A 22,082-nucleotide genomic window follows, 5' to 3' on the forward strand; every position below is an offset into this window, starting at 1 on the left:
GCGTCTTCATTCCAAGCGCAGGTTTTATCAGGCGTGGCGGCCTTCTGCTCTTGCGAACAGGGCAGTCCCCATGGTGGAATGGCAACCGCTGGTTTCACCTGGGGAAGGGGCCGTCATGTATCTCGCGATCGTTCTGCTGCTGATGCTCATCCTGCCCGTGGTCTCCATCGCCGCAGAGGCGATGTTGACGGCGGACAGCAGTCTCGTCTTCCTCATCGGCAAGTGGTTCGTCTTCTGGGGTGTCGGTCTTCGTGTGCTGATTGCCGGCATAAGACAGGTCGCCAGACCGGCTTTCACGGCCGAGACCATATTCGGCATCACCGACCCGAAAGCCTTTCATCTGGTGGAGGAACTCGGCTTCGGCAATCTTGCGATCAGCCTGCTGGCCACCGCCAGCCTGCTCCAGCCAGCCTGGATCACCCCCGCGGCCCTGGCCGGCTGCATCTTTTTCGGTCTCGCCAGCTACGGGCATTTCCACCAGCAGTCCCGGAACCGACTGAAGACTATCGCCATGGTCTCCGATTTCTGGATCGCGCTTGTCCTGGCCGGCTACCTTGCTGCCACCGCCTACAGTGCTCTCGCTGCCGCATAGAGGGCGACCAAAAAAGACGCCCGGGTTTCTCCGAGCGTCTCGCTTTTTCTTCGCCGAGGTCTGTCGTTTCTAGCGCTGCAGCAGCGCCATCCGCTCTTCGTCCTCGTCGCGCTGGCGACCGCCGATCGCGGCGGCAACGCTGGAGATGAAGGCACCGACCAACAGCGAGAGCGCACCGAACAGCGCCACGACCGAGGCCGTCTTGCGGGCGGTATCCGCAGCCTGCGTGGCCGCAAGCTTGGCATCGTCGATCCGCTTCATCACGGCATCCACACGGGCCTTGGCATCGGTGGCCGAGAGGCCGGTGCGCGAAGCCACGACCTGCTCGATATAGGCCTGGTCATCGGCAGAAAGCTTGCCGTCGACCACGCCATTGACCAGCACGCGCGTTACCTGCGCACTCACCGCTTCATCGCCCTGGTTGCCGGCTGCCGGTGTGGTGTTGGCAGGGCGCAGCAGCGCATCGGTGAAATAGGCAGGCGAGAAGCCGCTGTTGCCACCGCCGGCACCTGCCGCTGTTGCCGCACCTGCAGCGCCGACTGCACCCACGGCTGTCGCCGTTGCCTGCGTGCCGGTGCTGACGATCGATGACAGGGCCGAGCCCAGAACACCGGCAACGATGACGGTTGCGAGTGCCCAGGCGAGAAAGCCATGGGCGGTATCGCGGAAGAACACCTCGTAGGTGTGAACGCCGGTCCATTTGGTCCGCAACCGGCCGGTCAGATAGCCGCCGAGGCCAGCCGACACCCATTGCACGACGATCAGCCAGATCGCAGCGGTCGCGCCGACAGTGGTCAGCGAGGCGCTGTCATGCGACCACGGCGACACCATCGTCAGGCCGAAGCCCGAGCCGATCAGCAGAAACACCAGCGAAATAGCGGTGGCCGCCAGTGTGCCGGCGATGATCGGTCCCCAGCTGACAGCCGAGGCCGAGGATTCCAGTGGCGCATCAGTCACCACGGCAGAGGAAGTAAACGACATCGCCACCCCCTAGTGCCAGAACAGCAGGATGATCAGGATCAGCGGAATTGGAATACCGAGAAACCAAAGCAAGATACCTCTACCCATCGTAACCTCCCGTCAGCATGGCTGACTTATCGTTTTGCTATAAGCCGCGTCATGCGCGGGTTATCTCAAAACTGTCGAAGCCACTGATTGTTCCTAATGCGATGAGAAATTTGCGGTTTTCCATCGCCGGAATAAGGGGCAGGAGAGCGTGTGACTAGAACGCCTGATAGTCCTTCACATCGACCCGCGTCACGCGCCCGTCCTCGTTGAAGGTGATGGTTTCCTCGCCTTCGCGCACCAGCGGCTTGCCTGTCTTGCTGTGGGTGGCGCGCACCGACCAAACGGCGCGGCCGGCATTCGGGCTGACCTTTTCGACCAGCGTGTTGAACGCCGTCTGATCGGGATAGTCGTCGAAATACTTGCGGAATGCGACCATGATCTCGTCGCGCCCCGCCAGGCTGCCGACGCCGTTCGACACATAGGTCGCATCCTCGGCGAAGTAGTTCTCGATCATCTCGAAGTCGAGCCTGTTGATCGCATCGTGAAACAGGGTGATTTCCTGAACCGGATCGAATGCCATGGTCAGACCCTCACGCCGCGGGCGGCAAGATCGGCGCGCAGCTTGTCGGCGCCGGTAAACAGAACCGCATCCCAGCCGGCCGCCTTTGCGCCTTCGACGTTGGGGGCGGAATCGTCGATGAAGATCGTCGCAGCAGGGTTGAGCCCGAAGCTCTTCGCATGCGTCTCATAGATCGCGATATCGGGCTTGATCAGGCCGATATCGCCGGAGACAGTGACGCCGCGCGGCTTGGTCAGGAACGGAAACCGCACCTGCGCCTCGCGGAACGTATCGGAGGCGAAGTTGGTCAGCATCGTCACGTCCTTGCCGTCGGCAATCAGCCCTTCCATGATCGCCACGCTGTCGCCATAGGCATGCGACACCATCTCGTGCCAGTGCTTGCGGAAGGCGCGGATCTGTTCCTCTCGGGCCGGATGTGCCTCGATCAGCAGCGCCTCGGCCTCGGCCCATGTGCGGCCGCGGTCCTGCTCGATATTCCAGTCGTGGGTGCAGACATTGTCGAAGAACCACTTGCGCTCGGTCTCATCGGGGATGAGGCGGCTGTAGGGCAGGTTCGGATCGTAATGGATAAGCACTTTTCCGATATCGAAAACGATATGATCAATAGGCATCTATCAGTCCTTGGAATGTGAGAACGCAAGTGGGGAATGGTTGAACGCAAGTGGAATAGCGGCAGTGATCGCTTTTTTCATGACGGTCGGAAGAGCCTGCGAAACAAGATTTGTAACCGGCTCCCACCAAGCGTTATCCGTTTGAATTTGCGAGGCGATCGCCACGCGGTAGATCGAGAGCCGAAGCTCGAAATGGGTAAACACATGCACCACCGTTCCGCAAGCCTCCCAGCCTGCGGAAAACGGCGCGGCATCCGCCGAGGTCTCGCCATCGACCCGCGCTGTCCAGCCTGTCGTTGGCACCTCGGTCATTCCGCCGAGCAGCCCCGTCTCGATCCGCCGCCGCAACAACACCTCGCCATCGGCGGTCACCGCCACGAAGGCGGCGCCATAGCGAACCGGCTTGGTCTTCTTCGCGGCCTTCACCGGAAAATGCTCGGGATCATGCTGGCTGAGCGCCTCGCATGATCCGTTGAACGGACAGAGCGCGCAGGCCGGCCGTTTCGGCGTGCAGATCGTGGCGCCCAGATCCATCATCGCCTGCGCGAAATCGCCGGGCCGGTCCGCCGGCGTCAGCACACCCACCTTCTGCTTCATCAATGGCTTTGCTGATGGCAGCGGCGTCGAGATCGCATAGAGCCTGGAGATCACCCGCTCGATATTGCCGTCCATCACGGACGCCTGCCGGCTGAAGGCGATCGCCGCAACTGCCGCCGCCGTATAGTCGCCGATCCCCGGCAGCGCCTTCAGCCCTTCCTCGGTATCTGGAAACACGCCGCCATGCTCGCGCGCCACGGCCTCCGCGCATTTCTTCAGGTTGCGGGCCCGGGCGTAGTAGCCAAGCCCGGCCCAGGCCGCCATCACATCCTCGCTCGGCGCATCGGCCAGATCGCGCACCGTCGGCCAGCGCGTCAGGAAGTTGATGAAATAGGGTTTGACCGCCGGCACGGTGGTTTGCTGCAGCAGCACCTCCGACAGCCACACATGATAGGGCTCCGCCTTGATCCCGCGCGCCGTCATCGGCGGCGAGACGCGCCACGGCAGATCGCGGTGATGGCGATCGTACCAGTCTAGCAGCGGCTTTGCGGTGGGGGCGGTGAGGGGTGCTGAGGTCATCATTTGCCGTGCGCAGGGGAAGTGCCCTATACTTGGCGAAGCAATGGCGCCCGATCAAGGCAGTCGGCCCGAATGGCGGCGGCATCCAAAGGTTTCGATGAGTTATCCACGCAAAGGTGCAAAGCAGATATCCGAACTGGCCAATGGCCTGATCGATCCGGTGCTCGCCAAGCGCGCCGGCATCAACACCGCGCTGCTCGGCTCGTGGGACGAGATCGCCGGCGAGGATTTTGCCGATTGCACGAGGCCTGAAAAGATCGCCTGGGCAAGAGGCGGCGGTGACGACGGCAGCTTCCGCCCCGGCGTGCTGACGATAGCCTGCGAAGGTGCGCGCGCTCTTTTTCTCACCCATGCGCAGGGCGAACTGATCCAGCGCATCAACAGCTTCTTCGGCTTCTCCGCCGTCCATCAGATCCGCATCGTCCAGAAACCGGTCTCCCAGGCCCACAAGCGCTCCCGCACACCGACCCCGCTGAAAGGTGCTGCGGCGCAGAGGCTGGAGGAGATGATGGAGGGGATCGACAACGAGAAGCTGCGCGAGGCGGTGAAGCGGCTCGGCACGGCGGTGCTGGGGAAGAAGGGGCGTTAGCCCCGGCCGTTGGCGTAGCCTCCGATCTATGCTATACATGTATAGCAAGGAGAACGACAATGCTGGCTATACGATTGCCTGCCGAAATTGAAGAACGGCTTGATGAGCTTGCAAAGCGTACCGGGCGCAGCAAGAGCTTCTATGCGCGCGAAGCCATTCTCGAGTATCTGGATGATCTGGAGGATGTCTATCTGGCCGAGAAACGTCTTGAGGATCTCCGGAAGGGGAACAGTAGTGTCGTGTCATTGGCCGAGTTGATGGCGCGGTATGGCGTGGAAGATTGATTTCGACGAGCACGTCGCGCGTGAACTCGACAGACTCGGTCATGTCGCTGCCCACCGAATTTTACGTTTCCTCCATGAGCGCGTCGCACGGCTGGACGATCCGCGCTCGATCGGTGAAGCTCTCAAAGGCCCCGAGTTGGGTGCATTCTGGAAATACCGGGTGGGGGACTACCGGATTATCGCCAGCATAGAAGACGACGTCCTTCGAATTCTGGTTGTGCGTGTTGGCAATCGCCGCGACATCTATAGGTGACGCCGCCGTTGCAACTGCTAATAACTTGAGCTTCGTCCCACCAAGGTCACAATTGTTTGAAGAAAGTCGGTCAAGCGTGCCTTGTTCGCGGCCTCGCGCCGTTATATCGCACTCACAGCCGCTAATCTCATTTATGGGGAACCTATGCAGATGTCCGAAATGCAACTGACCAAACGCCAGCTCATGGGCGGCGTTGCTGCTGCGACGGCAAGTTTGGCCGTTTTCAGCAGCGCCAATGCGGCTGCTGAAATTCCGAAGTCCGACGGCGACGTCGATATGGCCGCCGTGCTGAAGCCGGGCGCCCTGCCTGAGATGTCGCTCGGCAAGGAAGACGCCAAGGTTCAGATCGTCGAATATATGTCGATGACCTGCCCGCACTGCGCTCATTTCCACACCAACACCTTCGACGAGGTCAAGAAGAAGTACGTCGATACCGGCAAGGTTCGCTTCGTCATCCGCGAATTCCCGTTCGACCCGCGCGCTGCCGCTGCCTTCATGCTGGCCCGCTGCAACCCCGCCAAGCCTGACGAACTGAGCACGCCTGACCAGTATTTCCCGATGGTTGCGATGCTCTTCAAGCAGCAGCAGACCTGGGCCGCCGCCGATGATGGCCGCACCGCACTGCTCCAGATGTCGAAACTCGCTGGATTTAGTGAGGATAGCTTCACGAAGTGCTTGACGAACCAGAAGCTGCTGGATGAAGTGAACGCGACGCGGGAACGGGGCTCCAAGGAGTTCGGCGTCAACGCCACGCCGACTTTCCTGATCAACGGGAAGCGCTACTCTGGAGACATGTCGGTTGACATCCTGTCGGCCCTTATCGACAGCCTTCTCTAAGCCGAGCCGTTTTCAACAAGCGGGCGACGGCGGAAGCCGTGCGCCCGCTTTTTCGTTTCAGCGGCATGAGGCGTCTGCATGAAGTTCAACAAGCTTCGCGTCGTCGGCTTCAAGTCCTTTGTCGAACCATCCGAATTCATCATCGAGCGCGGCCTCACCGGCGTCGTCGGGCCGAACGGCTGCGGCAAGTCGAACCTGGTCGAAGCGCTCCGCTGGGTGATGGGCGAAAACTCCTACAAGAACATGCGCGCGTCGGGCATGGACGACGTGATCTTTTCCGGCTCCGGCAATCGCCCGGCCCGCAACACCGCCGAAGTCGCCCTCTATCTCGACAATTCCGACCGCACCGCACCCGCCGCCTTCAACGATAGCGACGAGATCCAGGTGACCCGCCGCATCGAGCGCGAGCAGGGATCGGTCTACCGCATCAACGGCAAGGAAAGCCGCGCCAAGGACGTGCAGCTTCTCTTCGCCGACGCTTCGACCGGCGCCCGCTCGCCATCGATGGTCGGGCAGGGGCGCATCGGCGAGCTGATCTCCGCCAAGCCGCAGGCCCGCCGCCAATTGCTGGAAGAGGCCGCCGGCATCTCCGGCCTGCATTCGCGCCGCCACGAGGCAGAGCTTCGCCTGCGCGCCGCCGAAAGCAACCTTGAGCGTCTCGATGACGTCACCTCGCAGCTCGAAAGCCAGATCGAGAGCCTGAAGCGCCAGGCCCGCCAGGCCAACCGCTTCAAGTCGCTGTCGGCCGATATCCGCGCCCGCGAGGCGATGCTGCTGCATATCCGCTGGGTGCAGGCGAAAGAGGCCGAAGCCGAGGCTGACAGCGCGCTGAACCAGGCCACCTCGATCGTCGCCGAAAAGGCGCAGATGCAGATGGAAGCCGCCAAGGCGCAGGCGATCGCCAGCCTGAAGCTTCCGGAACTGCGTGAGGGCGAGGCGCGCGCCGCTGCCGCGCTGCAGCGCCTGCAGATCGCCAAGACGCAGCTCGAAGAAGACGCCAACCGCATCCTTCGCCGCCGCGACGAGCTCACCCGCCGGCTCGCGCAATTGGCCGAAGACATCACCCGCGAAGAACGCCTCGTCGCCGACAATGCCGAAATCCTCGCGCGGCTCGATGCCGAAGAGGCCGAGATCAACGAGATTCTTGCCGATTCCGGCCGCTATGCCGAAGAAACCCGCGAGGCCTTTGAGGAGGCTGCCGCAAAGCTTGCCGATAGCGAGCGGATATTCACGGGCCTGACCGCCGAGCGCGCCGAAGCCGCTGCCGGCCGCAACCAGCTGGAACGCGCCATCCGCGATCTTTCCGATCGCAAGATGCGCCTGGAGCGCCAGATGGACGAGGCCAACCGCGAGCTGTCTGCCATCGGCGAACGCATCGCCACGCTGCCGGATCCGGACGAGAAGCGCGAGGTCGTCGAGGCCGGCGAGAGCGCTGTCGCCGAGGCCGAAGCCACCATCCAGGCGATCGAGCAGGCGCTCGCCGCCGCCCGCCAGGCCGAAGCCATGTCGCGCGCGCCGGTCGATCAGGCACGCTCGCAGCTGAACGCCATCGAGACTGAATCCCGCACCATTTCGCGGATGCTCGCCGCCGGTGCCACTGCCGGCGAGTTTTCCCCCGTTGCCGACGATCTCCGCGTCGATCGCGGCTTCGAGACGGCGCTGGGTGCCGCCCTTGGCGACGATCTGGAATCGCCGCTCGATCCGAAGGCGCCGGCGCACTGGTCGGAAAACGGCGATGGCGCCGCCGATCCGAAATTGCCCGATGGCGTCAAGCCGCTGCTCGATCATGTGCGTGCCCCCTCAGCCCTGACGCGCCGCCTGCAGCAGATCGGCCTTGTGTCGGAAGCCGACGCACCGCGCCTGATGCTGGCCTTGCAGCCCGGCCAGCGTCTGGTCACCAAAGATGGCGCCGTCTACCGCTGGGACGGCCATGTCACCGGTGCCGATGCGCCGAGTGCCGCAGCCCTGCGGCTCGCCCAGCGAAACCGCCTGTCCGAGCTCGAAAGTGAAGCCGCGATTGCCCGCGACGTGCTCGCCGAAGCCGAGGAACGTCTGGCGATTGCCGCCGAAGCCATCTCCGGCGAAGAGCAACGCCTTGCCGCAGCCCGCGACGTCAGCCGCATGTCGTCACGCCTGCTGGCCGAAGCGCGCGAGGCTCTCGCTGCCGCCGAGCGTGCCTCTGGCGACCTGATCCGCCGCCGCGATGTCATTGCCGAAGCGGTCAGCCTGCTGCAGAGCCAGCTCGAAGACATCGCCATCCAGGAAGAGAACGCCCGCATCGAGCTCGAGGATGCGCCGGATCTCACGTCAATCGACGAAAAGCTGCGGCTGCAGCAGGCCGATGTCGCCACAGATCGCGGCACGCTTGCCGAAGCCCGCGCCCGTCACGAAAGCCTGAACCGCGAAAACGACGCCCGCCAGCGCCGCATCATCGCCATTGGCCAGGAGCGCGGCACCTGGCGCCAGCGCGCATCGAGCGCCGAGGATCATATCGCCACGCTGCGCGACCGCGAGGAAGAAGCCCGTGAAGAGGCTGCCGATCTCGAAATGGCGCCCGATGAATTCGACGACAAGCGCCGCGGCCTGCTGAACGAATTGCAGAAGGCCGACGACGCCCGCCGCGCTGCCGCCGATCTGCTGGCACAGGCCGAGCTGGTCCAGCGCGAGGTCGATCACAAGGCGACGGTGTCGCTGTCGGAACTGGCCGAAAGCCGCGAACGTCGCGGCCGCGCCGAAGAGCGGCTCGTTTCTGCCCGCGAAAAACGGCTGGAAAGCGAAGCCCGCATCCGCGAGGCGCTGAACGTCGCCCCGCACGAAGCCCTGCGTCTGACGGGCGTTGAGGTCATGCAGTCGATGCCCGATCTGCGCGAGGTCGAGCGCGAGCTTGAACGCCTGAAGATGGAGCGCGAGCGGCTTGGCGCCGTCAATCTGCGCGCCGAGGAAGAGCAGAAGGAACTGAGCGACCGGCTTGCTGCGCTGATCAAGGAACGCGACGACGTCATCGACGCCATCCGCAAGCTGCGCGGCGCCATCCAGAGCCTCAACCGCGAAGGCCGTGAGCGCCTGATTGCCGCCTTCGATGTCGTCAACACCCAGTTCCAGCGCCTCTTCACCCACCTGTTCGGTGGCGGCACGGCCGAGCTGCAGCTGATCGAATCCGACGATCCGCTGGAAGCCGGCCTCGAAATCCTGGCAAGACCACCCGGCAAGAAGCCGCAGACCATGACGCTGCTATCGGGCGGCGAGCAGGCGCTGACGGCGATGGCGCTGATCTTTGCGGTGTTCCTCACCAACCCGGCGCCGATCTGCGTGCTCGACGAAGTGGACGCCCCGCTCGACGATCACAACGTCGAGCGCTACTGCAACCTGATGGACGAAATGGCCGCGTCCACCGAAACGCGTTTCGTCATCATCACCCACAATCCCATTACCATGGCCCGCATGAACCGCCTGTTCGGCGTGACGATGGCGGAACAGGGTGTCTCGCAGCTGGTCTCTGTCGATCTCCAGACGGCCGAGCAATTGCGCGAGATCGCCTGAGGTCAAGGGAAAAAGACCCAAAAAAAGTCGGCCAAAAATGGTCTTCTCACCCAATAAGGTGATGTGTTCTTACCCATCTTGCATTAGAAGAAACTGTATGTGCAGCCCGCATGGGCCGCGCCAGCTGTTTTGCGTACAGATTGCCGTGCGCACGCGTTGAGGCCGACCTCCTCCCCATCGTGCCGGCATCCTGAACCCCCCGTCCGGTTTCCTGGCTGGACGGAAATAAGGCTTTGCGGGACTTTGTTGCGGTCCCGCAAAGCTTTATTACTCTTCCCGACGATTAAAACGGTTCAGGCGGCGGTGATATTGTGCACTGCAACATTTTGGCCGCATTTGTCCGATTTTCATTTTGACACCAAGGGATTAAGCTGATCCTGATTTGGGTGTTGGGGACATAATGACCAAGTGGGTCTATACATTCGGCAATGGCGCGGCGGAGGGTCGTGCGGTTGACCGCGAGATCCTGGGCGGGAAGGGCGCAAACCTCGCGGAAATGTGCAGCCTCGGCCTGCCTGTTCCCCCCGGATTGACTGTCATCGCCGATGCCTGCGCTGCCTATTACAAGAATGGCCGCGTTCTGACCGATGAGTTGAAGACACAGGCGCTTGCCGGCATCAAGGGCATCGAGGCCATCACCGGCCGCCGCTTCGGCGATGGCGAGCGGCCTTTGCTGCTGTCGGTGCGTTCCGGTGCCCGCGTTTCCATGCCCGGCATGATGGACACGGTGCTCAATCTCGGCCTCAATGATGAAACCGTGCAGGCGCTCGGCCACGATGCCGGCGACGCCCGTTTTGCCTGGGACAGCTACCGCCGCTTCATCCAGATGTATGCCGATGTCGTGATGGGCCTCGACAACGAGGTCTTCGAGGAAATCCTCGAGGATGAGAAGGCGCGTCACGGCTACGAATACGATACCGAGATGACCGCCAGCGAATGGCAGCATGTCGTCCAGCTCTACAAGACCGTGCTGGAAGAGGAACTGGGCGAAGAGTTTCCCCAGGATCCGCAGGTGCAGCTCTGGGGCGCGGTCGGTGCCGTCTTCTCCAGCTGGATGAGCGCGCGCGCCGTCACTTATCGCCATCTCCACAATATCCCGGAAGCCTGGGGCACGGCGATCAATATCCAGGCCATGGTGTTCGGCAATCTCGGCAATTCGTCGGCAACCGGCGTTGCCTTCACCCGCAATCCGTCCACCGGCGAAAAGTCGCTATATGGCGAGTTCCTGGTCAATGCCCAGGGGGAGGATGTCGTGGCCGGCATCCGCACCCCGCAAAGTATCACCGAAGAGGCCCGCATCAGCTCCGGCTCCGACCGGCCATCGATGGAAAAGCTGATGCCGGAAGCCTTCAAGGAATTCTCCGGCATCTGCAGCCAACTCGAAGCCCACTATCTCGACATGCAGGACATCGAGTTCACCATCGAGCGCGGCACGCTGTGGATGCTGCAGACCCGCTCCGGCAAGCGCTCGACCCGCGCGGCGATGAAGATCGCCGTCGATATGGTCGACGAGAAGGTGATCACCGAGGAACAGGCGGTGCTGCGCATCGAGCCGTCCTCGCTCGACCAGCTGCTGCACCCGACCATCGATCCCAGGGTTCCGCGCGAGGTGATCGGCACCGGCCTGCCGGCGTCACCGGGCGCGGCCACCGGCGAGATCGTCTTCACCGCCGAAGAGGCGGTGATGGCCGAGGAGGAGGGTCGCAAGGTCATCCTGCTGCGCGTCGAGACCAGCCCCGAAGACATTCACGGCATGCATGCTGCTGAAGGCATTCTCACCACCCGTGGCGGCATGACCAGCCACGCCGCCGTCGTTGCCCGCGGCATGGGCATTCCCTGCGTCGTCGGCGCCGGCACCATGCGCATCGACCTGCGCAACGAGCGGCTGATTGGCATGGGCGTGACGCTGAAGAAGGGCGATGTCATCACCATCGACGGCTCTGCCGGCCAGGTGTTGAAGGGCGAAGTGCAGATGGTGCAGCCGGCGCTCTCTGGCGATTTCGGCCGCATCATGGAGTGGGCCGATCGAGTCCGCCGCATGACGGTGCGCACCAATGCCGATACGCCGGCCGACGCCCGCGCCGCCCGCTCCTTCGGCGCCGAAGGCATCGGCCTCTGCCGCACCGAGCACATGTTCTTCGAGGGCGAGCGCATCCATGTGATGCGCGAAATGATCCTCGCCGAAGACGAGAAGGGCAGGCGGGTTGCTCTCGACAAGCTGCTGCCAATCCAGCGGATGGACTTCGCCAGTCTGTTTCACGTCATGCATGGCCTGCCGGTAACGATCCGCCTGCTCGACCCGCCGCTGCACGAATTCCTGCCGAAGACCGACGAGGAAATCGCCGATGTCGCGGCTGCCATGGGCATGGACCCGACGGCGCTGCGCCAGCGCGTCGATGCCCTGCATGAGTTCAATCCGATGCTCGGCCATCGCGGCTGCCGCCTTGCCATCTCCTATCCCGAGATCGTCGAGATGCAGGCCCGCGCCATCTTCGAGGCAGCCGTCGAGGCAGCCCACGAAACGGGTGCGGCCGTCGTGCCTGAAATCATGGTGCCGCTGGTCGGCCTTCGCTCCGAACTCGATTACGTCAAGGAGCGGATCGATGCCGTCGCCCGCGACGTGATGGCGGAAGCCGCGATGAAGATCGACTATCTTGTCGGCACGATGATCGAACTGCCGCGCGCAGCTCTCCGCGCTCACATCATTGCCGAAGCCGCCGAATTCTTCTCCTTCGGCACCAACGATTTGACGCAGACGACCTTCGGCATCTCGCGCGACGACGCCTCGGCCTTCATCCCGACCTACCAGCGCAAGGGCATCATCGAGCATGACCCGTTCATCTCGCTGGATTTCGATGGCGTCGGTGAATTGATCCGCATTGCCACCGAGCGCGGCCGGCGAACCCGCCAGGACATGAAGCTCGGGATTTGCGGTGAACATGGCGGCGATCCGGCCTCGATCCATTTCTGCGAGGAAATCGGCCTCGACTACGTTTCCTGCTCGCCGTTCCGCGTGCCGATCGCACGGCTCGCAGCAGCGCAGGCGGCGATCAAGCAGCGCTCGATGCAGTAGAAACCAGCGCGGTAGAAATCAGCGGTGGCGATAATAGTAGGAGCGGCCGTAGTATGGCCCGCTGGTGCGCCAGGCGAGATCGGACATCACGTAATCGCTGTTGGCGCGAAGCTGTGCGTCGCGATTGAGGTCGATCCGCTGCAGGCAGGTCGCAAACCCTTCGGTGCCGCGCTTGAAGCCGTATCCCAGGCATTGCCGGTCATCCGCCGCCCGCCGCTCTTCCGGCGTCATGCTCTGGCAAGCGGACAGGCCGATCGCCAGCGCGGCAAGTGTGAAGGCGAGGGGCAGAATACGCATCGACATATCTTCAACGGATTGATCTTGTTGATCCACAAGACGCCAAACGTGCGCTTCCGTCAACCGGAAACGCACAGGTTGAGCGCGACATTGCGCCATGCCCACCTGAGGCCTGCGCCATGCCCGGGCTGACGCTTGCGTCATGCCGCTCCGGCCGGATCGCCGATCGGCAGCAATGCCGGATCGAGCGTCGGATCCTGCGGGTTCTTGGTGTCGCCGGGATCTTGCGCCGGTGTCAGTGGCGGCTTCTCCTGCACCCGGTCGGGAATACCGGGTGTCGGCGTCGGGCCGCGTGGCGTATCGGGATTGGGCACGGGGATCGGTTCTCTGTTGGGCATGATTGTCTCCTTTGCATAGGAAACGATGCCTTGGCGCTTTGGTTCCAGCTTTCGCATGGCCAAGAACCTCTATAAGAAGGCGCCTGCGATAAATGGAAGAGACTGATGGCGCTGCGTGACCGATTCTCGAAAAAGCTGACCTGCCCACAATGCGGCAATAGCGGTTTTGCCGAAGCCTCCGAGGCTGATGATCCCAAGCGCAAGCATCCGGGCTTCAATGTCGATCACCTGCCGCGCGGTCTGTTCATCCAGCGGCAAACCAATTTCCAGGAAACCAGCGTCATCAAGTGCGAATGCGGCCGCAAGTTTCCGTTCCGCACGGTGGCAGAAGCGGCATCCGGCAGGGATTGAGCTCAGAATCGCTCGAGCACTTCGATGAAGGCATCGGCAAACTGCACGATATGGGCGGTCTCCGGCGCCGGGCTCTCCATCCGGATATCGGTGCCATTGTGATCCAGCACCGCCAGAACGATCCGCATGTCGGAGGAAGCCGACGGAATGCGCAGCACGGCGATCCGCTTGCAGTCGTCCAGCAGCCCTTCAGCCGGCAGATCGAACAGGAACTCGCCGCCGCTGCGCCGGGCCGCCATGCGAACCGCGTCGCAGAAATTGGCATCGCCGTCATAGCTTTCCAGCGAAAGCTCGAGTTCCAGAAGATCCATCGGCAAAAACGCGTCGCCAACGTCGGTGCCGCCCAGCGTCGGCAAGGGGCTATCCACTGCAAGCTCGGATGCAATCATTGCTCTTCTCCCGTTCGTCTGTGCGCGATGAACATGCTGCAATTGCTGAAAGCACCCAATATCAGAAAATGCTCAAGTAGGCTATGCCCCGATTTTCCGCTCCAGACGGCTCCTGGCGGTGGTCAAATCCGTCTTCATCGTGGATTGCGCGCTCCGCAGTGACACAACAGTTTCAATTTAGGCGAATCTTGCACTAAACAGGAGCTAGGGCGATTTGCGCGTTCATGCGGGACGCGCCGCTTGCGAGTAACCGGTAAGTTTGATGGCAATCCGTTTCGACCGCCCTGTTTCCAGTGCCGCCCGCTTTTCCAGGCGGTTCGCGGCGTTCGCGCTGGTTCTCAGCCTGGCAGCGCTGGTCGGCCATCGCTTCGGCGGCCTTGCCACGCCCTATCTCGTGCTGATCCTGATCGTTGCGATGGGCTTTGCGCTGCTGGCCACAGCCCTTGCTGCCGCGGGCCTGCGCAGTCTGTGGCTGACCGGCGCCGAGGGTGGCCATGATGCCCTGAAGGCGCTGATCTTCGCAGCACTGCCGCTGGTGATCGGCGGCCTGGCAGTCGAGCGCTATCTCAGCATGCCCGAGATCTACGACGTCTCCACCGATCCGGTCTCTGTGCCGGAATGGCTGAAGCCGCCGAGTGCCGACCAGATCTGGCTGAAGCGCGCCGCCGTGACGCCGCAGGACCGCGAAAAGCAGCTGGAAGCCTATCCCGAGCTCACCGGCCGCCGCTATGACGGCGCCATCGATCGCGTTCTTGAGGCGGTGAAGAAGGTGGCCAAGTTGAACGGCATCCGCATCACCCGCGCCGAAGGCGACACCGTGCCGACCCGCGACCCTGAGGAAAGGCCGTCGGGCAAGCAGCCGGCAGACAATGCTCCCGTGCCGGACACGGCCGATGCCGCACCCGATGTCGTGCCGGTGCCGACCCCGCGCCCCTTTGATGATGACGTCGCCCAGTTGATCCGCCGCGCCAATGGCGTGACGCTGCAGGGAGAGACGCGCACGCTGGTTCTCGGCCTGCGCTTCGATGTGATGATCCGCCTGCGCGAAGAGGCCGAAACCACCTTCGTCGATGTCCGTGTCGCCTCGCGCTACGGCCCCTCCGACCTCGGCTTCAGCGCCGATATCGCCGAGGAATACCTGAAGGCGCTCGATTCCGAACTGCTGGGCATCGCCGGCAGCTAGCCGGCACCCGGCATCGTGTCCGGCACCAGCCATCCGGTATAGCGCACGATCAGGCCGATCAGCGGCGCCCGGACCTCGACATGGAAATGAAAGCGCCCGCCGCGCTCTTCCTCGAAGATCAGGCCGCCCGGTGCAAGCATCAGCGGCAGGGGAAGCCCGAGCAGCCGCCATCCACGCACATCGAGCACCAGCCTGCCATCCCGGACCACCAGTTTCGTCAGGATCCGGAACGGCCCGAGATCCTCGGCCAGAAGATGCCCGTGCTTGCCGCTACCTGCGCATTGGCGACTGCGGAACACCTTGCCGCCGAACCGCCGCGTCCACGTCTCGACGCCGTTCAGGCTGGAAAAATGCACCGTGATATCTGTCTGCGCTGCCGTCTCGGGAAACCCGGAAAGCGCCGCCGCCATCCACGCCAGCAAGCCGGCGCCACGCTGGATCTCGGCCTGCCCGGAGGCAGTGAAAGTGCCGGTGACATCATGCATGGCAGCCACCGCAGGCGGCAGCCCATCCCATTCAGGCCCCAGCAGCCGGCGATAAAGCGGCAGGGTTGCAGCACCGGTCTGCCCGCCGCTCATCCGAGAAAGCGACCGCGCTGCTCAGGCGTCGGCACGTAGCATGCCGCCCGCCGGCCGGCGATCCGCAGCCGGTTGCGCGCCACGAATTCATAAAGCGCGTCGGCCCACCTGCGCGGCAGCAGCCGGAACACCTTGACTGCCGACCACGGCGCGCCCAGCCCCGCCACCATGCGGATCGACCCGTCCGATTTGAAGAAGGCGCGGCCGTTCTCGACCAGTATGTTGGTCTCGTAATCGCGCTCATCGAGCCCGTAGTGGCGGTAGAGCGCCTCGCCGAGCGGCGTCTGCGCCGCAAGGAAGCGATAACGCTCCTGCTTGTCGTGCTTCAGCGCGAACTGCACCCAGGCCGAGCAGAACACGCATTCGCCGTCGAAGACGATCAGCGGTCTGTCGTCGGCAAAATCAGGAACCGTCGTATCCTGGCGATAGCTGTAATCCGCCTGCATTCCGTCACCTCTCTCTGGCCGGCCGGTAGGAGCCCAGCAGCGCCGGCGGCCCATCGGTCTCGATCTCGCCGCGCTCGATCAGATCCTCGATATGGGCGAACACCGAAAGGGCGGCCGCACCATGCAGCCGCGGATCGGTCTCGCGGTAGATCACCTTCACCATCTCGGGGATCGATCGGTCGCCGGCCTTGATCCGCCCGAGCACCGCGCGCTCGCGCATCCGCCGATGCGTCTTCAACGCCCGCATGAACGAGAGTGGCTTGCGCACCGGGCCGCCATGGCCCGGAAACAGCAGCCGGTCGCGCCGCGCGATGAGCTTGTCGAGCGAGCCCATGTAATCGGTCATCGATCCATCCGGCGGCGCCACGATCGATGTCGCCCAGGCCATCACGTGATCGGCCGAAAACAGGATGCCCGTTCCCTCCAGCGCAAAGGCCATATGGTTGGCCGCATGGCCCGGCGTGTGCACGCCGGTCAGCCGCCAGCCGTCACCCTCGATCGTCTCACCGTCAACAAGCGCGATATCCGGCCGGAACGCCATGTCGGCACTCTCGGCAAACGGGTTGATCTCGCCCTCATGCAGCGGCCGCGCCGCCCGATGCGGCCCCTCGGCCACCGTCGGCGCACCGGTTATGTCCTGCAGCCGTCTTGCCAGCGGCGAGTGGTCGCGATGCGTATGGCTGATCAGGATATGCGTCACCGCGCGTCCATCCAGCGCTGCCATCAGCGCCGCAAGATGCGCCTCGTCCTCCGGCCCCGGATCGATCACCGCCACCGAGCGGTCGCCGACGATATAGCTGTTGGTGCCGTGGAAGGTGAAGGGGCTCGGATTGTTGACCGTCAGCCGCTGCACACCCGGCGCGACGGCGACCGGCTGGCCATAGGAGGGCTCGAAGGCAAGATTGAAATCCGGGTTCGCCATGTCGTTCGTGCTGTCGCCTCTGCCGCCTTGCCCGCAATCTTGCCCAACGGCTTGCCCATTGTCTTGCCCGCTGGCTTGCCCGCCTGCTTGTTCGTCGCCTGGCCCGCCGGCTTGTTCGTCGTTTGGCCCGCCGGTTTGCCGGGCGCCTGGCCTGTCGTCCGGCCCGCTACCCTCAATCCGGCAGCCTGTTACCACGCTGCTATCGCCGCCATCGGCTGCAGGGTTTGCAGCCGATCCATGCCGTTCTCGACCCTACTTATACTCGATCTCGATGAACGACATCGGCTGATCGCCGGCATTGACGACATTGTGCTCGGTGCCGGCATCGCGCCGGTAGGCGTCACCCTTGGCGATATCCACCCGCCGGCTGCTATCCTTCTCCTCGAGCAGGAACTGGCAATCGGTCATCGGCACCACGACATAGCCCATCCCATGCGTATGCACCCCGGTATCGGCACCCGGCTCGAAATCCCAGCGGGTGATCCGCACCACCGCGTCGTCGAGCAGGAGGGTGGCAAGGGCAGGCGGGCGGGCATGATACTGGCTCATCTTCAATCCGTCAGGTTGGCTTGTTTCCTCAAAGACCTAGCACGCCCTCGACCACCACGCACAGGCAACTGCGCACAGAAATATGCTTGCCCCGAAACTTAATGATTGTGACGTCATCAGACCTTTGCTAATCAGGCGACGAATTGGCAAGCGGTCTCCGCTTCCAAGCTCTGGTGGGGCGTCGCCAAGCGGTAAGGCTCCGGTTTTTGGTACCGGCATCCCAGGTTCGAATCCTGGCGCCCCAGCCACAAGAGTTTTCAATAGAGCAATTGCTTGGAAGATTTTCCTGACAGTCGAACTGGCTGAGGCAGATAGCTGTGTTGTCCGTTGCCTGAGACAAGGTCTTGACCCAAAAACGAAAAAAGGCGGAACCTTCGTCCCGCCTTCCTCATCGCAAATCCTGAAATCGCGCTTACTGCGCCGCCGGCTGGGCCGGGATCAGCACTTCGGCGCAATACGACGGACCATTGGTGCCCGGCACGTCGCCGGAAACGCGGATGGTGCGGATCGAATAATCGGAATTGGTGGTGATCTCGGCCGAGCAGCGCAGATACTGCTTGCGGGCGGGCGAGATCTGCTTGCCGCGCTTGCCATCGGCGCCGTCAGCATACTTTGCCGGGATGGTCACGGTCTTGTATCCGCCCTTCCAGGTGTAGATGTTGCCATTGCCGGTATCGGCATCGGTCAGCGGTGGGCCGAAGGCGGCGAAGAACTTGCCGGCCGACTTGCCGACCCAGTAGCTGGAGATCGGATCGGCTGCCATTGGAATGGTCGTGCAGCCGGCCAGCATGATTGCCAGCCCGGCGGCTGCGAAAGTGCGGAGTTTCATCGTGTCGTCCCTGAATTTGTCGCGCATTCGGCGGCGGGAATCACTGCCCCTGCAGCGTTTCAGCCAGTCCTGTTCAGCGCTGTAGCGCGGAACCCGGCAAAAGAAAATCGGCTCGCCTTCGCAATTGCAAAATTTGCTGGAGGTGTGGCTTTTGCTCCACCGCAAAGCGCTTTGGCACAGGCCTTGTCGGGGTCATAAAAATGCAACCGTTTTTGGATTTTGATGCTTGCGCAACGATAGGGGCGGGTCTATAGAGGCGCCGCTGGTCACGGAGTGTAGCGCAGTCTGGTAGCGCACGTCGTTCGGGACGACGGGGTCGGAGGTTCGAATCCTCTCACTCCGACCAGCTGACAAAGTGCCGTCACAACCTGTTCTCCGTGCAGAACGACAGCAAAGCCGATCGCAAAAGCTGCGCGGTCACCTCCAGCGTGGCACCCGCCCTTCCGCAACAGGCACTTCCGCCCAATCTGGATATTGCCTCGCGCATGGCAGGCGCTTAAAGCTTGCTGCCAATAGCGCGTCATGAAAAGTGGATCGATGAGCAGCAATTTCTATTCCAGCATGGGCGGCCTGCCGCCGCAGACCGAGCTTTTGTCCAGCAAGGCCGTCTTCACCACGGCCTATGCCGTCATCCCCCGCACCGTCATGACCGACATCGTCACCAGCGTGCTGCCGCATTGGGTGGGCACCCGCGCCTGGGTGCTGTCGCGGCCGATGACCGGCTTTTCCGAGACCTTCTCGCAATACATCATGGAAGTGCAGCCCGGCGGCGGCAGCGACCGGCCGGAGCCGGAGCAGCGCGCCGAGGGCGTGCTCTTCGTCGTGGATGGGGAAATGACCGTCGATCTCGACGGCGCGGCGCATGCGATGCGCTCTGGCTCCTTCGCCTTCCTGCCGGCCGGCGCCAGATGGACGCTGTGGAACAAGGGCACGGTCGCTGCGAAATTCCACTGGGTCCGCAAGCGTTTCCAGGAGGTCGAGGGGCTTGAGCCGCCGCCCGCGCTCTTCACCCATGAAGACAACCACCCGATCTCGCCGATGCCCGATACCGAGGGCCGCTGGGGCACCACCCGCTTCATCGATGCCAGCGACGTGCGCTACGACATGCATGTCAACATCGTCACGCTGGAACCCGGCGCCGTCATTCCCTTCATGGAAACCCATGTGATGGAGCACGGTCTCTATGTGCTGGAGGGCAAGGCGGTCTATCGCCTCAACCAGGATTGGGTCGAGGTCGAGGCCGGCGATTTCATGTGGCTGCGCGCCTTCTGCCCGCAGGCCTGCTACGCCGGCGGCCCCGGCCGTTTCCGCTACCTGCTCTACAAGGACGTCAACCGCCATATGCCGCTCTGGTAGGCGGTATTGGCAAGCACGACAGCAACGCATGCTTCGGGAGGCATCCGCTGACAGCGTCTTTCGAGATCAGCCGGGCCACCGAGGCGGACGCCGCAGCGCTTGCCGATTTCGCGGCGCGGCTGTTCCGCTCAACCTACAGCGCCGACACGGCCGCAGCCGATCTCGATGCCTACATTGACAACGCGTTCAGCATGGAGCGTCAGGCAGCCGAGATAACCGATCCCTCGGCCGCCGTTTTCGTGGTGAAGGCTGCTGGGGTGATGATCGGCTATGCGCATCTCGATGTAGATCGGGCCGATCAACACAATGCACTGCTCAGTCGGATCTACATCGATGCCGATTGGCGGGGCAAAGGATTGGCAAGAGATCTGCTCGAAACAATCATCGATGAGTGCGGCAAGCGCCGCGTCGCCCGCCTTGAGCTCACCGTGTTCGAGAACAACGCCCGCGCCATCGCCTTCTACGGCAAGGTCGGTTTTGTGGTCACGGGCAGCACGACTTTCACCGTTGGTGACGACGTGCAGAGGGATCTGGTGATGACATTGGATGTGACCGCGCGGTCCGATCGATAAGCCTTGGCTGGCTGGTGGCCGTCTGATAGCCGTGGCCGCCCAGTGATCGGCCACCACTTCAACGGCCATACGTGATGGCAATCGACCGAAACTCTCCTCCACCCTCATTCTCGCCCTTGTGGCGGGAATCCAGCCACGGCGCGTCTGCGCCGTGGAATAGTCTTTTTATTCAGAGACTTGAGCACAGGGGCGAGAGATGTGTCGCAGCCAGAGCCTGCGACATCGAGGCCCCGAGGCCGCCAATTCCAGCGATGTCGCTGTCAAAAAAACGGGGCCACTTGAGCCCCGTTTCCATTCTCAAACCTCAGATATCGCTCGCCGCATTCGACCAGAGATCGGCGGCCTGCGCCGCCGTCATCCGCCGCACCTCGGCCTCGTCACGGCGCCCGGCAAACAGCTCGCTCGCCATGATCTGGTCGGCAAGGTCGGCCGGTAGCGACAGGATCACCCGGGCGTCGCCGCTGTGGAGGCCGCCGAGCTGGGAGCGCTTGCCCGTGATCATCCCGCCCGCCACCGTGTTGTTGGTGTCGGGATCGATCAGGATGAAGGCGCCGGTCGAGCGGTTCTGCTCGTAGGGATCGAAGATCGCCGCCTCGTCGAAGGCGAGATGCACCTTGCCGATGGCGTTCATGTAGAGCGTTTCGGCAGCACTCCAGGTGCCGGTCTTCAGCTGCAGCTGCGCCACAGGCTGCACCTGCACGCGCTGGCGGCGGCTGCCGCTCTTCAGCCAGTAGCGCTTGCCGGCCTCGATGCCTTCAGGCTGCAGCGCCACGATCTGCGCGTCAAAACCAAGGCCGACCTGCGGTTGGCTGTCGATCGAGACGATCATGTCGCCGCGTGCCACGTCCACCTGCCGGTCGAGCACCAGCGTGATCGCATCGCCGGCGACCGCCGCGTTGCGCACCAGGTCGAAGGTGACGATCTTCGAGACGTTGGCGACCATGCCCGACGGCAGGATCATCACGCTGTCACCCGGCTTCACCGAGCCGCCGGCAACCGTGCCCTGATAACCGCGGAAACTTTCGCCCGGGCGCGACACGCGCTGCACGGAGAGCCGGAAGCCGACCGTCTGCGACGAGCGCACGGTGGCAAGCTCCAGCGTTTCGATCAGCGTCGGGCCGGAGTACCACGGCATCGAGGCTTCGCCGGAATAGACGACGTTCTCGCCCTTCAGCGCCGACATCGGGATCGCGGTGATCTGCTTGACGCCGAGCGAGAGGGCAAATTCGCGGAACTCGTGGGTGATCTTTTCGAAACCGGCGCGGTCGTAGTTGGTCAGGTCGATCTTGTTGATGGCCAGCACGAACTGCTTGATGCCGAGCAGCGAGGCGATCGTCGCGTGGCGGCGCGTCTGCTCGAGAATGCCGGCGCGGGCATCGATCAGGAGAATCGCCAGATCGGCGGTGGAAGCGCCGGTCGCCATGTTGCGGGTGTACTGCTCGTGGCCGGGGGTATCGGCAACGATGAACGAGCGCCTGTCGGTGGCGAAATAGCGATAGGCGACATCGATGGTGATGCCCTGTTCGCGCTCCGCCTGCAGGCCATCGAGCAGCAATGCGAAGTCGGGCAGGCCGAGATCGTTCTGCTTGCCGGTGGAATCCCGGCGCAGCGTCGCGGCCTGGTCTTCCTTGACGGCCTTGGTGTCCCAGAGCAGGCGGCCGATCAGCGTGGACTTGCCGTCGTCGACGCTGCCGCAGGTGATGAGGCGCAACGGTCGCGTATCGCGCACGGCCTTGGCTGGCTCGGCGGCGGGAACGGCGATGGCGCTTGCTGTAGCTGCTGCAGTCAT

The 22,082-nt window shown here is 63.3% G+C and carries 24 protein-coding genes and 2 tRNA genes; 13 read left to right on the forward strand and 13 right to left on the reverse strand.

Translation table 11 applies throughout. The features are described 5' to 3' along the window. The first annotated feature begins 115 nt into the window (after positions 1 to 115). Positions 116 to 592 (forward strand): DUF6790 family protein, encoded by a 477-nt coding sequence (locus GVL52_RS06745; RefSeq protein ID WP_160005143.1) that lies wholly within the window; start codon positions 116 to 118, stop codon positions 590 to 592. Positions 593 to 661: 69 nt separating this feature from the next. Here the strand turns inward: GVL52_RS06745 and GVL52_RS06750 are convergent, their stop codons facing one another. From GVL52_RS06750 to mutY, 4 genes are all read right to left on the reverse strand, one after another. After that, positions 662 to 1,579, reverse strand: a complete 918-nt coding sequence (locus tag GVL52_RS06750) for a hypothetical protein (RefSeq protein ID WP_160005145.1) — start codon at positions 1,577 to 1,579, stop codon at positions 662 to 664. Positions 1,580 to 1,814: 235 nt separating this feature from the next. Then, positions 1,815 to 2,180 (reverse strand): nuclear transport factor 2 family protein, encoded by a 366-nt coding sequence (locus GVL52_RS06755; protein ID WP_160005147.1) that lies wholly within the window; start codon positions 2,178 to 2,180, stop codon positions 1,815 to 1,817. Positions 2,181 to 2,182: 2 nt separating this feature from the next. After that, the gene (locus tag GVL52_RS06760) at positions 2,183 to 2,791 is read right to left on the reverse strand and encodes an HAD family phosphatase (RefSeq protein ID WP_160005149.1); all 609 of its coding nucleotides are present in this window, start codon (positions 2,789 to 2,791) and stop codon (positions 2,183 to 2,185) included. 3 nt (positions 2,792 to 2,794) lie between these two features. Next, complete coding sequence (gene mutY, locus GVL52_RS06765; RefSeq protein WP_160005151.1) at positions 2,795 to 3,910, reverse strand: A/G-specific adenine glycosylase; 1,116 nt, start codon at positions 3,908 to 3,910, stop codon at positions 2,795 to 2,797. A gap of 94 nt (positions 3,911 to 4,004) precedes the next feature. Between mutY and GVL52_RS06770 the strand changes: the two genes are divergently transcribed. The 6 genes from GVL52_RS06770 (at position 4,005) to ppdK (ending at position 12,483) form a co-directional block, all read left to right on the forward strand. Beyond that, positions 4,005 to 4,496 (forward strand): DUF721 domain-containing protein, encoded by a 492-nt coding sequence (locus tag GVL52_RS06770; RefSeq protein ID WP_160005153.1) that lies wholly within the window; start codon positions 4,005 to 4,007, stop codon positions 4,494 to 4,496. A 59-nt stretch (positions 4,497 to 4,555) separates the two neighbouring features. Continuing rightward, complete coding sequence (locus tag GVL52_RS06775; protein ID WP_160005155.1) at positions 4,556 to 4,780, forward strand: DUF6290 family protein; 225 nt, start codon at positions 4,556 to 4,558, stop codon at positions 4,778 to 4,780. Next, positions 4,764 to 5,033 (forward strand): type II toxin-antitoxin system RelE/ParE family toxin, encoded by a 270-nt coding sequence (locus tag GVL52_RS06780; RefSeq protein WP_160005157.1) that lies wholly within the window; start codon positions 4,764 to 4,766, stop codon positions 5,031 to 5,033. Before GVL52_RS06775 ends, GVL52_RS06780 begins: the two co-directional genes overlap by 17 nt. A gap of 144 nt (positions 5,034 to 5,177) precedes the next feature. Beyond that, positions 5,178 to 5,870: a DsbA family protein gene (locus GVL52_RS06785; protein WP_160005159.1), complete on the forward strand. Its 693-nt coding sequence runs from the start codon at positions 5,178 to 5,180 to the stop codon at positions 5,868 to 5,870. A gap of 78 nt (positions 5,871 to 5,948) precedes the next feature. After that, on the forward strand, positions 5,949 to 9,410 hold the full coding sequence (gene smc / locus GVL52_RS06790; protein ID WP_160005161.1) for a chromosome segregation protein SMC: 3,462 nt from the start codon (positions 5,949 to 5,951) through the stop codon (positions 9,408 to 9,410). Between the two features lie 400 nt (positions 9,411 to 9,810). Next, complete coding sequence (gene ppdK / locus GVL52_RS06795; RefSeq protein ID WP_160005163.1) at positions 9,811 to 12,483, forward strand: pyruvate, phosphate dikinase; 2,673 nt, start codon at positions 9,811 to 9,813, stop codon at positions 12,481 to 12,483. An 18-nt stretch (positions 12,484 to 12,501) separates the two neighbouring features. On the opposite strand, the gene GVL52_RS06800 is transcribed toward ppdK, so the two are convergent. Both GVL52_RS06800 and GVL52_RS06805 read right to left on the reverse strand, forming a co-directional pair. Then, positions 12,502 to 12,780, reverse strand: a complete 279-nt coding sequence (locus GVL52_RS06800; protein WP_160005165.1) for a hypothetical protein — start codon at positions 12,778 to 12,780, stop codon at positions 12,502 to 12,504. A gap of 140 nt (positions 12,781 to 12,920) precedes the next feature. Next, the gene (locus tag GVL52_RS06805; RefSeq protein ID WP_148187500.1) at positions 12,921 to 13,118 is read right to left on the reverse strand and encodes a hypothetical protein; all 198 of its coding nucleotides are present in this window, start codon (positions 13,116 to 13,118) and stop codon (positions 12,921 to 12,923) included. Positions 13,119 to 13,223: 105 nt separating this feature from the next. Between GVL52_RS06805 and GVL52_RS06810 the strand changes: the two genes are divergently transcribed. Then, positions 13,224 to 13,469, forward strand: a complete 246-nt coding sequence (locus GVL52_RS06810) for a hypothetical protein (protein ID WP_160005167.1) — start codon at positions 13,224 to 13,226, stop codon at positions 13,467 to 13,469. A gap of 2 nt (positions 13,470 to 13,471) precedes the next feature. Here the strand turns inward: GVL52_RS06810 and GVL52_RS06815 are convergent, their stop codons facing one another. Continuing rightward, complete coding sequence (locus GVL52_RS06815; RefSeq protein ID WP_160005170.1) at positions 13,472 to 13,858, reverse strand: hypothetical protein; 387 nt, start codon at positions 13,856 to 13,858, stop codon at positions 13,472 to 13,474. Between the two features lie 262 nt (positions 13,859 to 14,120). On the opposite strand from GVL52_RS06815, the gene GVL52_RS06820 reads away from it, so the two are divergent. After that, entirely contained in the window at positions 14,121 to 15,041 is a 921-nt protein-coding gene (locus tag GVL52_RS06820) for a DUF1499 domain-containing protein (protein WP_160005172.1), read from the forward strand. Here GVL52_RS06820 and GVL52_RS06825 read toward each other — a convergent pair. The 4 genes from GVL52_RS06825 to GVL52_RS06840 all read right to left on the reverse strand — a co-directional run bounded on the left by GVL52_RS06825 (position 15,038) and on the right by GVL52_RS06840 (position 17,536). Further along, positions 15,038 to 15,619 carry a DUF4166 domain-containing protein gene (locus GVL52_RS06825; protein WP_160005174.1) on the reverse strand — a complete coding sequence of 194 codons (582 nt, stop codon included), beginning with the start codon at positions 15,617 to 15,619 and terminating at the stop codon, positions 15,038 to 15,040. The genes GVL52_RS06820 and GVL52_RS06825 overlap by 4 nt on opposite strands. Next, positions 15,616 to 16,065, reverse strand: coding sequence for a thiol-disulfide oxidoreductase DCC family protein (locus GVL52_RS06830; RefSeq protein ID WP_160005176.1), 450 nt, complete (start codon positions 16,063 to 16,065; stop codon positions 15,616 to 15,618). The genes GVL52_RS06825 and GVL52_RS06830 overlap by 4 nt, the downstream gene beginning before the upstream one ends. Before the next feature lie 4 nt (positions 16,066 to 16,069). Then, the gene (locus GVL52_RS06835) at positions 16,070 to 16,987 is read right to left on the reverse strand and encodes an MBL fold metallo-hydrolase (RefSeq protein WP_160005178.1); all 918 of its coding nucleotides are present in this window, start codon (positions 16,985 to 16,987) and stop codon (positions 16,070 to 16,072) included. Positions 16,988 to 17,239: 252 nt separating this feature from the next. Continuing rightward, complete coding sequence (locus GVL52_RS06840; protein ID WP_160005180.1) at positions 17,240 to 17,536, reverse strand: cupin domain-containing protein; 297 nt, start codon at positions 17,534 to 17,536, stop codon at positions 17,240 to 17,242. 174 nt (positions 17,537 to 17,710) lie between these two features. On the opposite strand from GVL52_RS06840, the gene GVL52_RS06845 reads away from it, so the two are divergent. After that, positions 17,711 to 17,784: transfer RNA gene (locus GVL52_RS06845), tRNA-Gln, on the forward strand. Between the two features lie 164 nt (positions 17,785 to 17,948). Here GVL52_RS06845 and GVL52_RS06850 read toward each other — a convergent pair. Continuing rightward, entirely contained in the window at positions 17,949 to 18,365 is a 417-nt protein-coding gene (locus GVL52_RS06850) for a hypothetical protein (protein WP_160005182.1), read from the reverse strand. A gap of 269 nt (positions 18,366 to 18,634) precedes the next feature. Between GVL52_RS06850 and GVL52_RS06855 the strand changes: the two genes are divergently transcribed. From GVL52_RS06855 to GVL52_RS06865, 3 genes are all read left to right on the forward strand, one after another. Then, positions 18,635 to 18,711, forward strand: a tRNA-Pro gene (locus GVL52_RS06855). Between the two features lie 191 nt (positions 18,712 to 18,902). After that, entirely contained in the window at positions 18,903 to 19,721 is an 819-nt protein-coding gene (locus GVL52_RS06860) for a bifunctional allantoicase/(S)-ureidoglycine aminohydrolase (RefSeq protein ID WP_160005184.1), read from the forward strand. Next, positions 19,619 to 20,293, forward strand: coding sequence for a GNAT family N-acetyltransferase (locus GVL52_RS06865; RefSeq protein WP_244619104.1), 675 nt, complete (start codon positions 19,619 to 19,621; stop codon positions 20,291 to 20,293). The genes GVL52_RS06860 and GVL52_RS06865 overlap by 103 nt, the downstream gene beginning before the upstream one ends. A 304-nt stretch (positions 20,294 to 20,597) precedes the next feature. Here GVL52_RS06865 and cysN read toward each other — a convergent pair whose 3' ends face one another. Continuing rightward, positions 20,598 to 22,082: a sulfate adenylyltransferase subunit CysN gene (gene cysN, locus GVL52_RS06870; protein ID WP_160005186.1), complete on the reverse strand. Its 1,485-nt coding sequence runs from the start codon at positions 22,080 to 22,082 to the stop codon at positions 20,598 to 20,600.

The organism is Rhizobium sp. 18055 (assembly GCF_902706285.1).
GTDB lineage: Bacteria > Pseudomonadota > Alphaproteobacteria > Rhizobiales > Rhizobiaceae > Rhizobium.

Excerpts from the sequence above, each read along its gene's own strand:
- mutY (WP_160005151.1), bottom strand. The coding sequence starts at position 3,910 with ATGATGACCTCAGCACCCCTCACCGCCCCCACCGCAAAGCCGCTGCTA.
- GVL52_RS06760 (WP_160005149.1), bottom strand. The coding sequence starts at position 2,791 with ATGCCTATTGATCATATCGTTTTCGATATCGGAAAAGTGCTTATCCAT.
- GVL52_RS06810 (WP_160005167.1), top strand. The coding sequence starts at position 13,224 with ATGGCGCTGCGTGACCGATTCTCGAAAAAGCTGACCTGCCCACAATGC.
- GVL52_RS06820 (WP_160005172.1), top strand. The coding sequence starts at position 14,121 with ATGGCAATCCGTTTCGACCGCCCTGTTTCCAGTGCCGCCCGCTTTTCC.
- GVL52_RS06755 (WP_160005147.1), bottom strand. The coding sequence starts at position 2,180 with ATGGCATTCGATCCGGTTCAGGAAATCACCCTGTTTCACGATGCGATC.
- GVL52_RS06780 (WP_160005157.1), top strand. The coding sequence starts at position 4,764 with ATGGCGTGGAAGATTGATTTCGACGAGCACGTCGCGCGTGAACTCGAC.
- GVL52_RS06785 (WP_160005159.1), top strand. The coding sequence starts at position 5,178 with ATGCAGATGTCCGAAATGCAACTGACCAAACGCCAGCTCATGGGCGGC.
- GVL52_RS06825 (WP_160005174.1), bottom strand. The coding sequence starts at position 15,619 with ATGAGCGGCGGGCAGACCGGTGCTGCAACCCTGCCGCTTTATCGCCGG.
- ppdK (WP_160005163.1), top strand. The coding sequence starts at position 9,811 with ATGACCAAGTGGGTCTATACATTCGGCAATGGCGCGGCGGAGGGTCGT.
- GVL52_RS06850 (WP_160005182.1), bottom strand. The coding sequence starts at position 18,365 with ATGAAACTCCGCACTTTCGCAGCCGCCGGGCTGGCAATCATGCTGGCC.
- GVL52_RS06800 (WP_160005165.1), bottom strand. The coding sequence starts at position 12,780 with ATGCGTATTCTGCCCCTCGCCTTCACACTTGCCGCGCTGGCGATCGGC.
- GVL52_RS06840 (WP_160005180.1), bottom strand. The coding sequence starts at position 17,536 with ATGAGCCAGTATCATGCCCGCCCGCCTGCCCTTGCCACCCTCCTGCTC.
- smc (WP_160005161.1), top strand. The coding sequence starts at position 5,949 with ATGAAGTTCAACAAGCTTCGCGTCGTCGGCTTCAAGTCCTTTGTCGAA.
- GVL52_RS06835 (WP_160005178.1), bottom strand. The coding sequence starts at position 16,987 with ATGGCGAACCCGGATTTCAATCTTGCCTTCGAGCCCTCCTATGGCCAG.
- GVL52_RS06805 (WP_148187500.1), bottom strand. The coding sequence starts at position 13,118 with ATGCCCAACAGAGAACCGATCCCCGTGCCCAATCCCGATACGCCACGC.
- GVL52_RS06830 (WP_160005176.1), bottom strand. The coding sequence starts at position 16,065 with ATGCAGGCGGATTACAGCTATCGCCAGGATACGACGGTTCCTGATTTT.
- GVL52_RS06775 (WP_160005155.1), top strand. The coding sequence starts at position 4,556 with ATGCTGGCTATACGATTGCCTGCCGAAATTGAAGAACGGCTTGATGAG.
- GVL52_RS06860 (WP_160005184.1), top strand. The coding sequence starts at position 18,903 with ATGAGCAGCAATTTCTATTCCAGCATGGGCGGCCTGCCGCCGCAGACC.
- GVL52_RS06745 (WP_160005143.1), top strand. The coding sequence starts at position 116 with ATGTATCTCGCGATCGTTCTGCTGCTGATGCTCATCCTGCCCGTGGTC.
- GVL52_RS06770 (WP_160005153.1), top strand. The coding sequence starts at position 4,005 with ATGAGTTATCCACGCAAAGGTGCAAAGCAGATATCCGAACTGGCCAAT.
- cysN (WP_160005186.1), bottom strand. The coding sequence starts at position 22,082 with ATGACTGCAGCAGCTACAGCAAGCGCCATCGCCGTTCCCGCCGCCGAG.
- GVL52_RS06815 (WP_160005170.1), bottom strand. The coding sequence starts at position 13,858 with ATGATTGCATCCGAGCTTGCAGTGGATAGCCCCTTGCCGACGCTGGGC.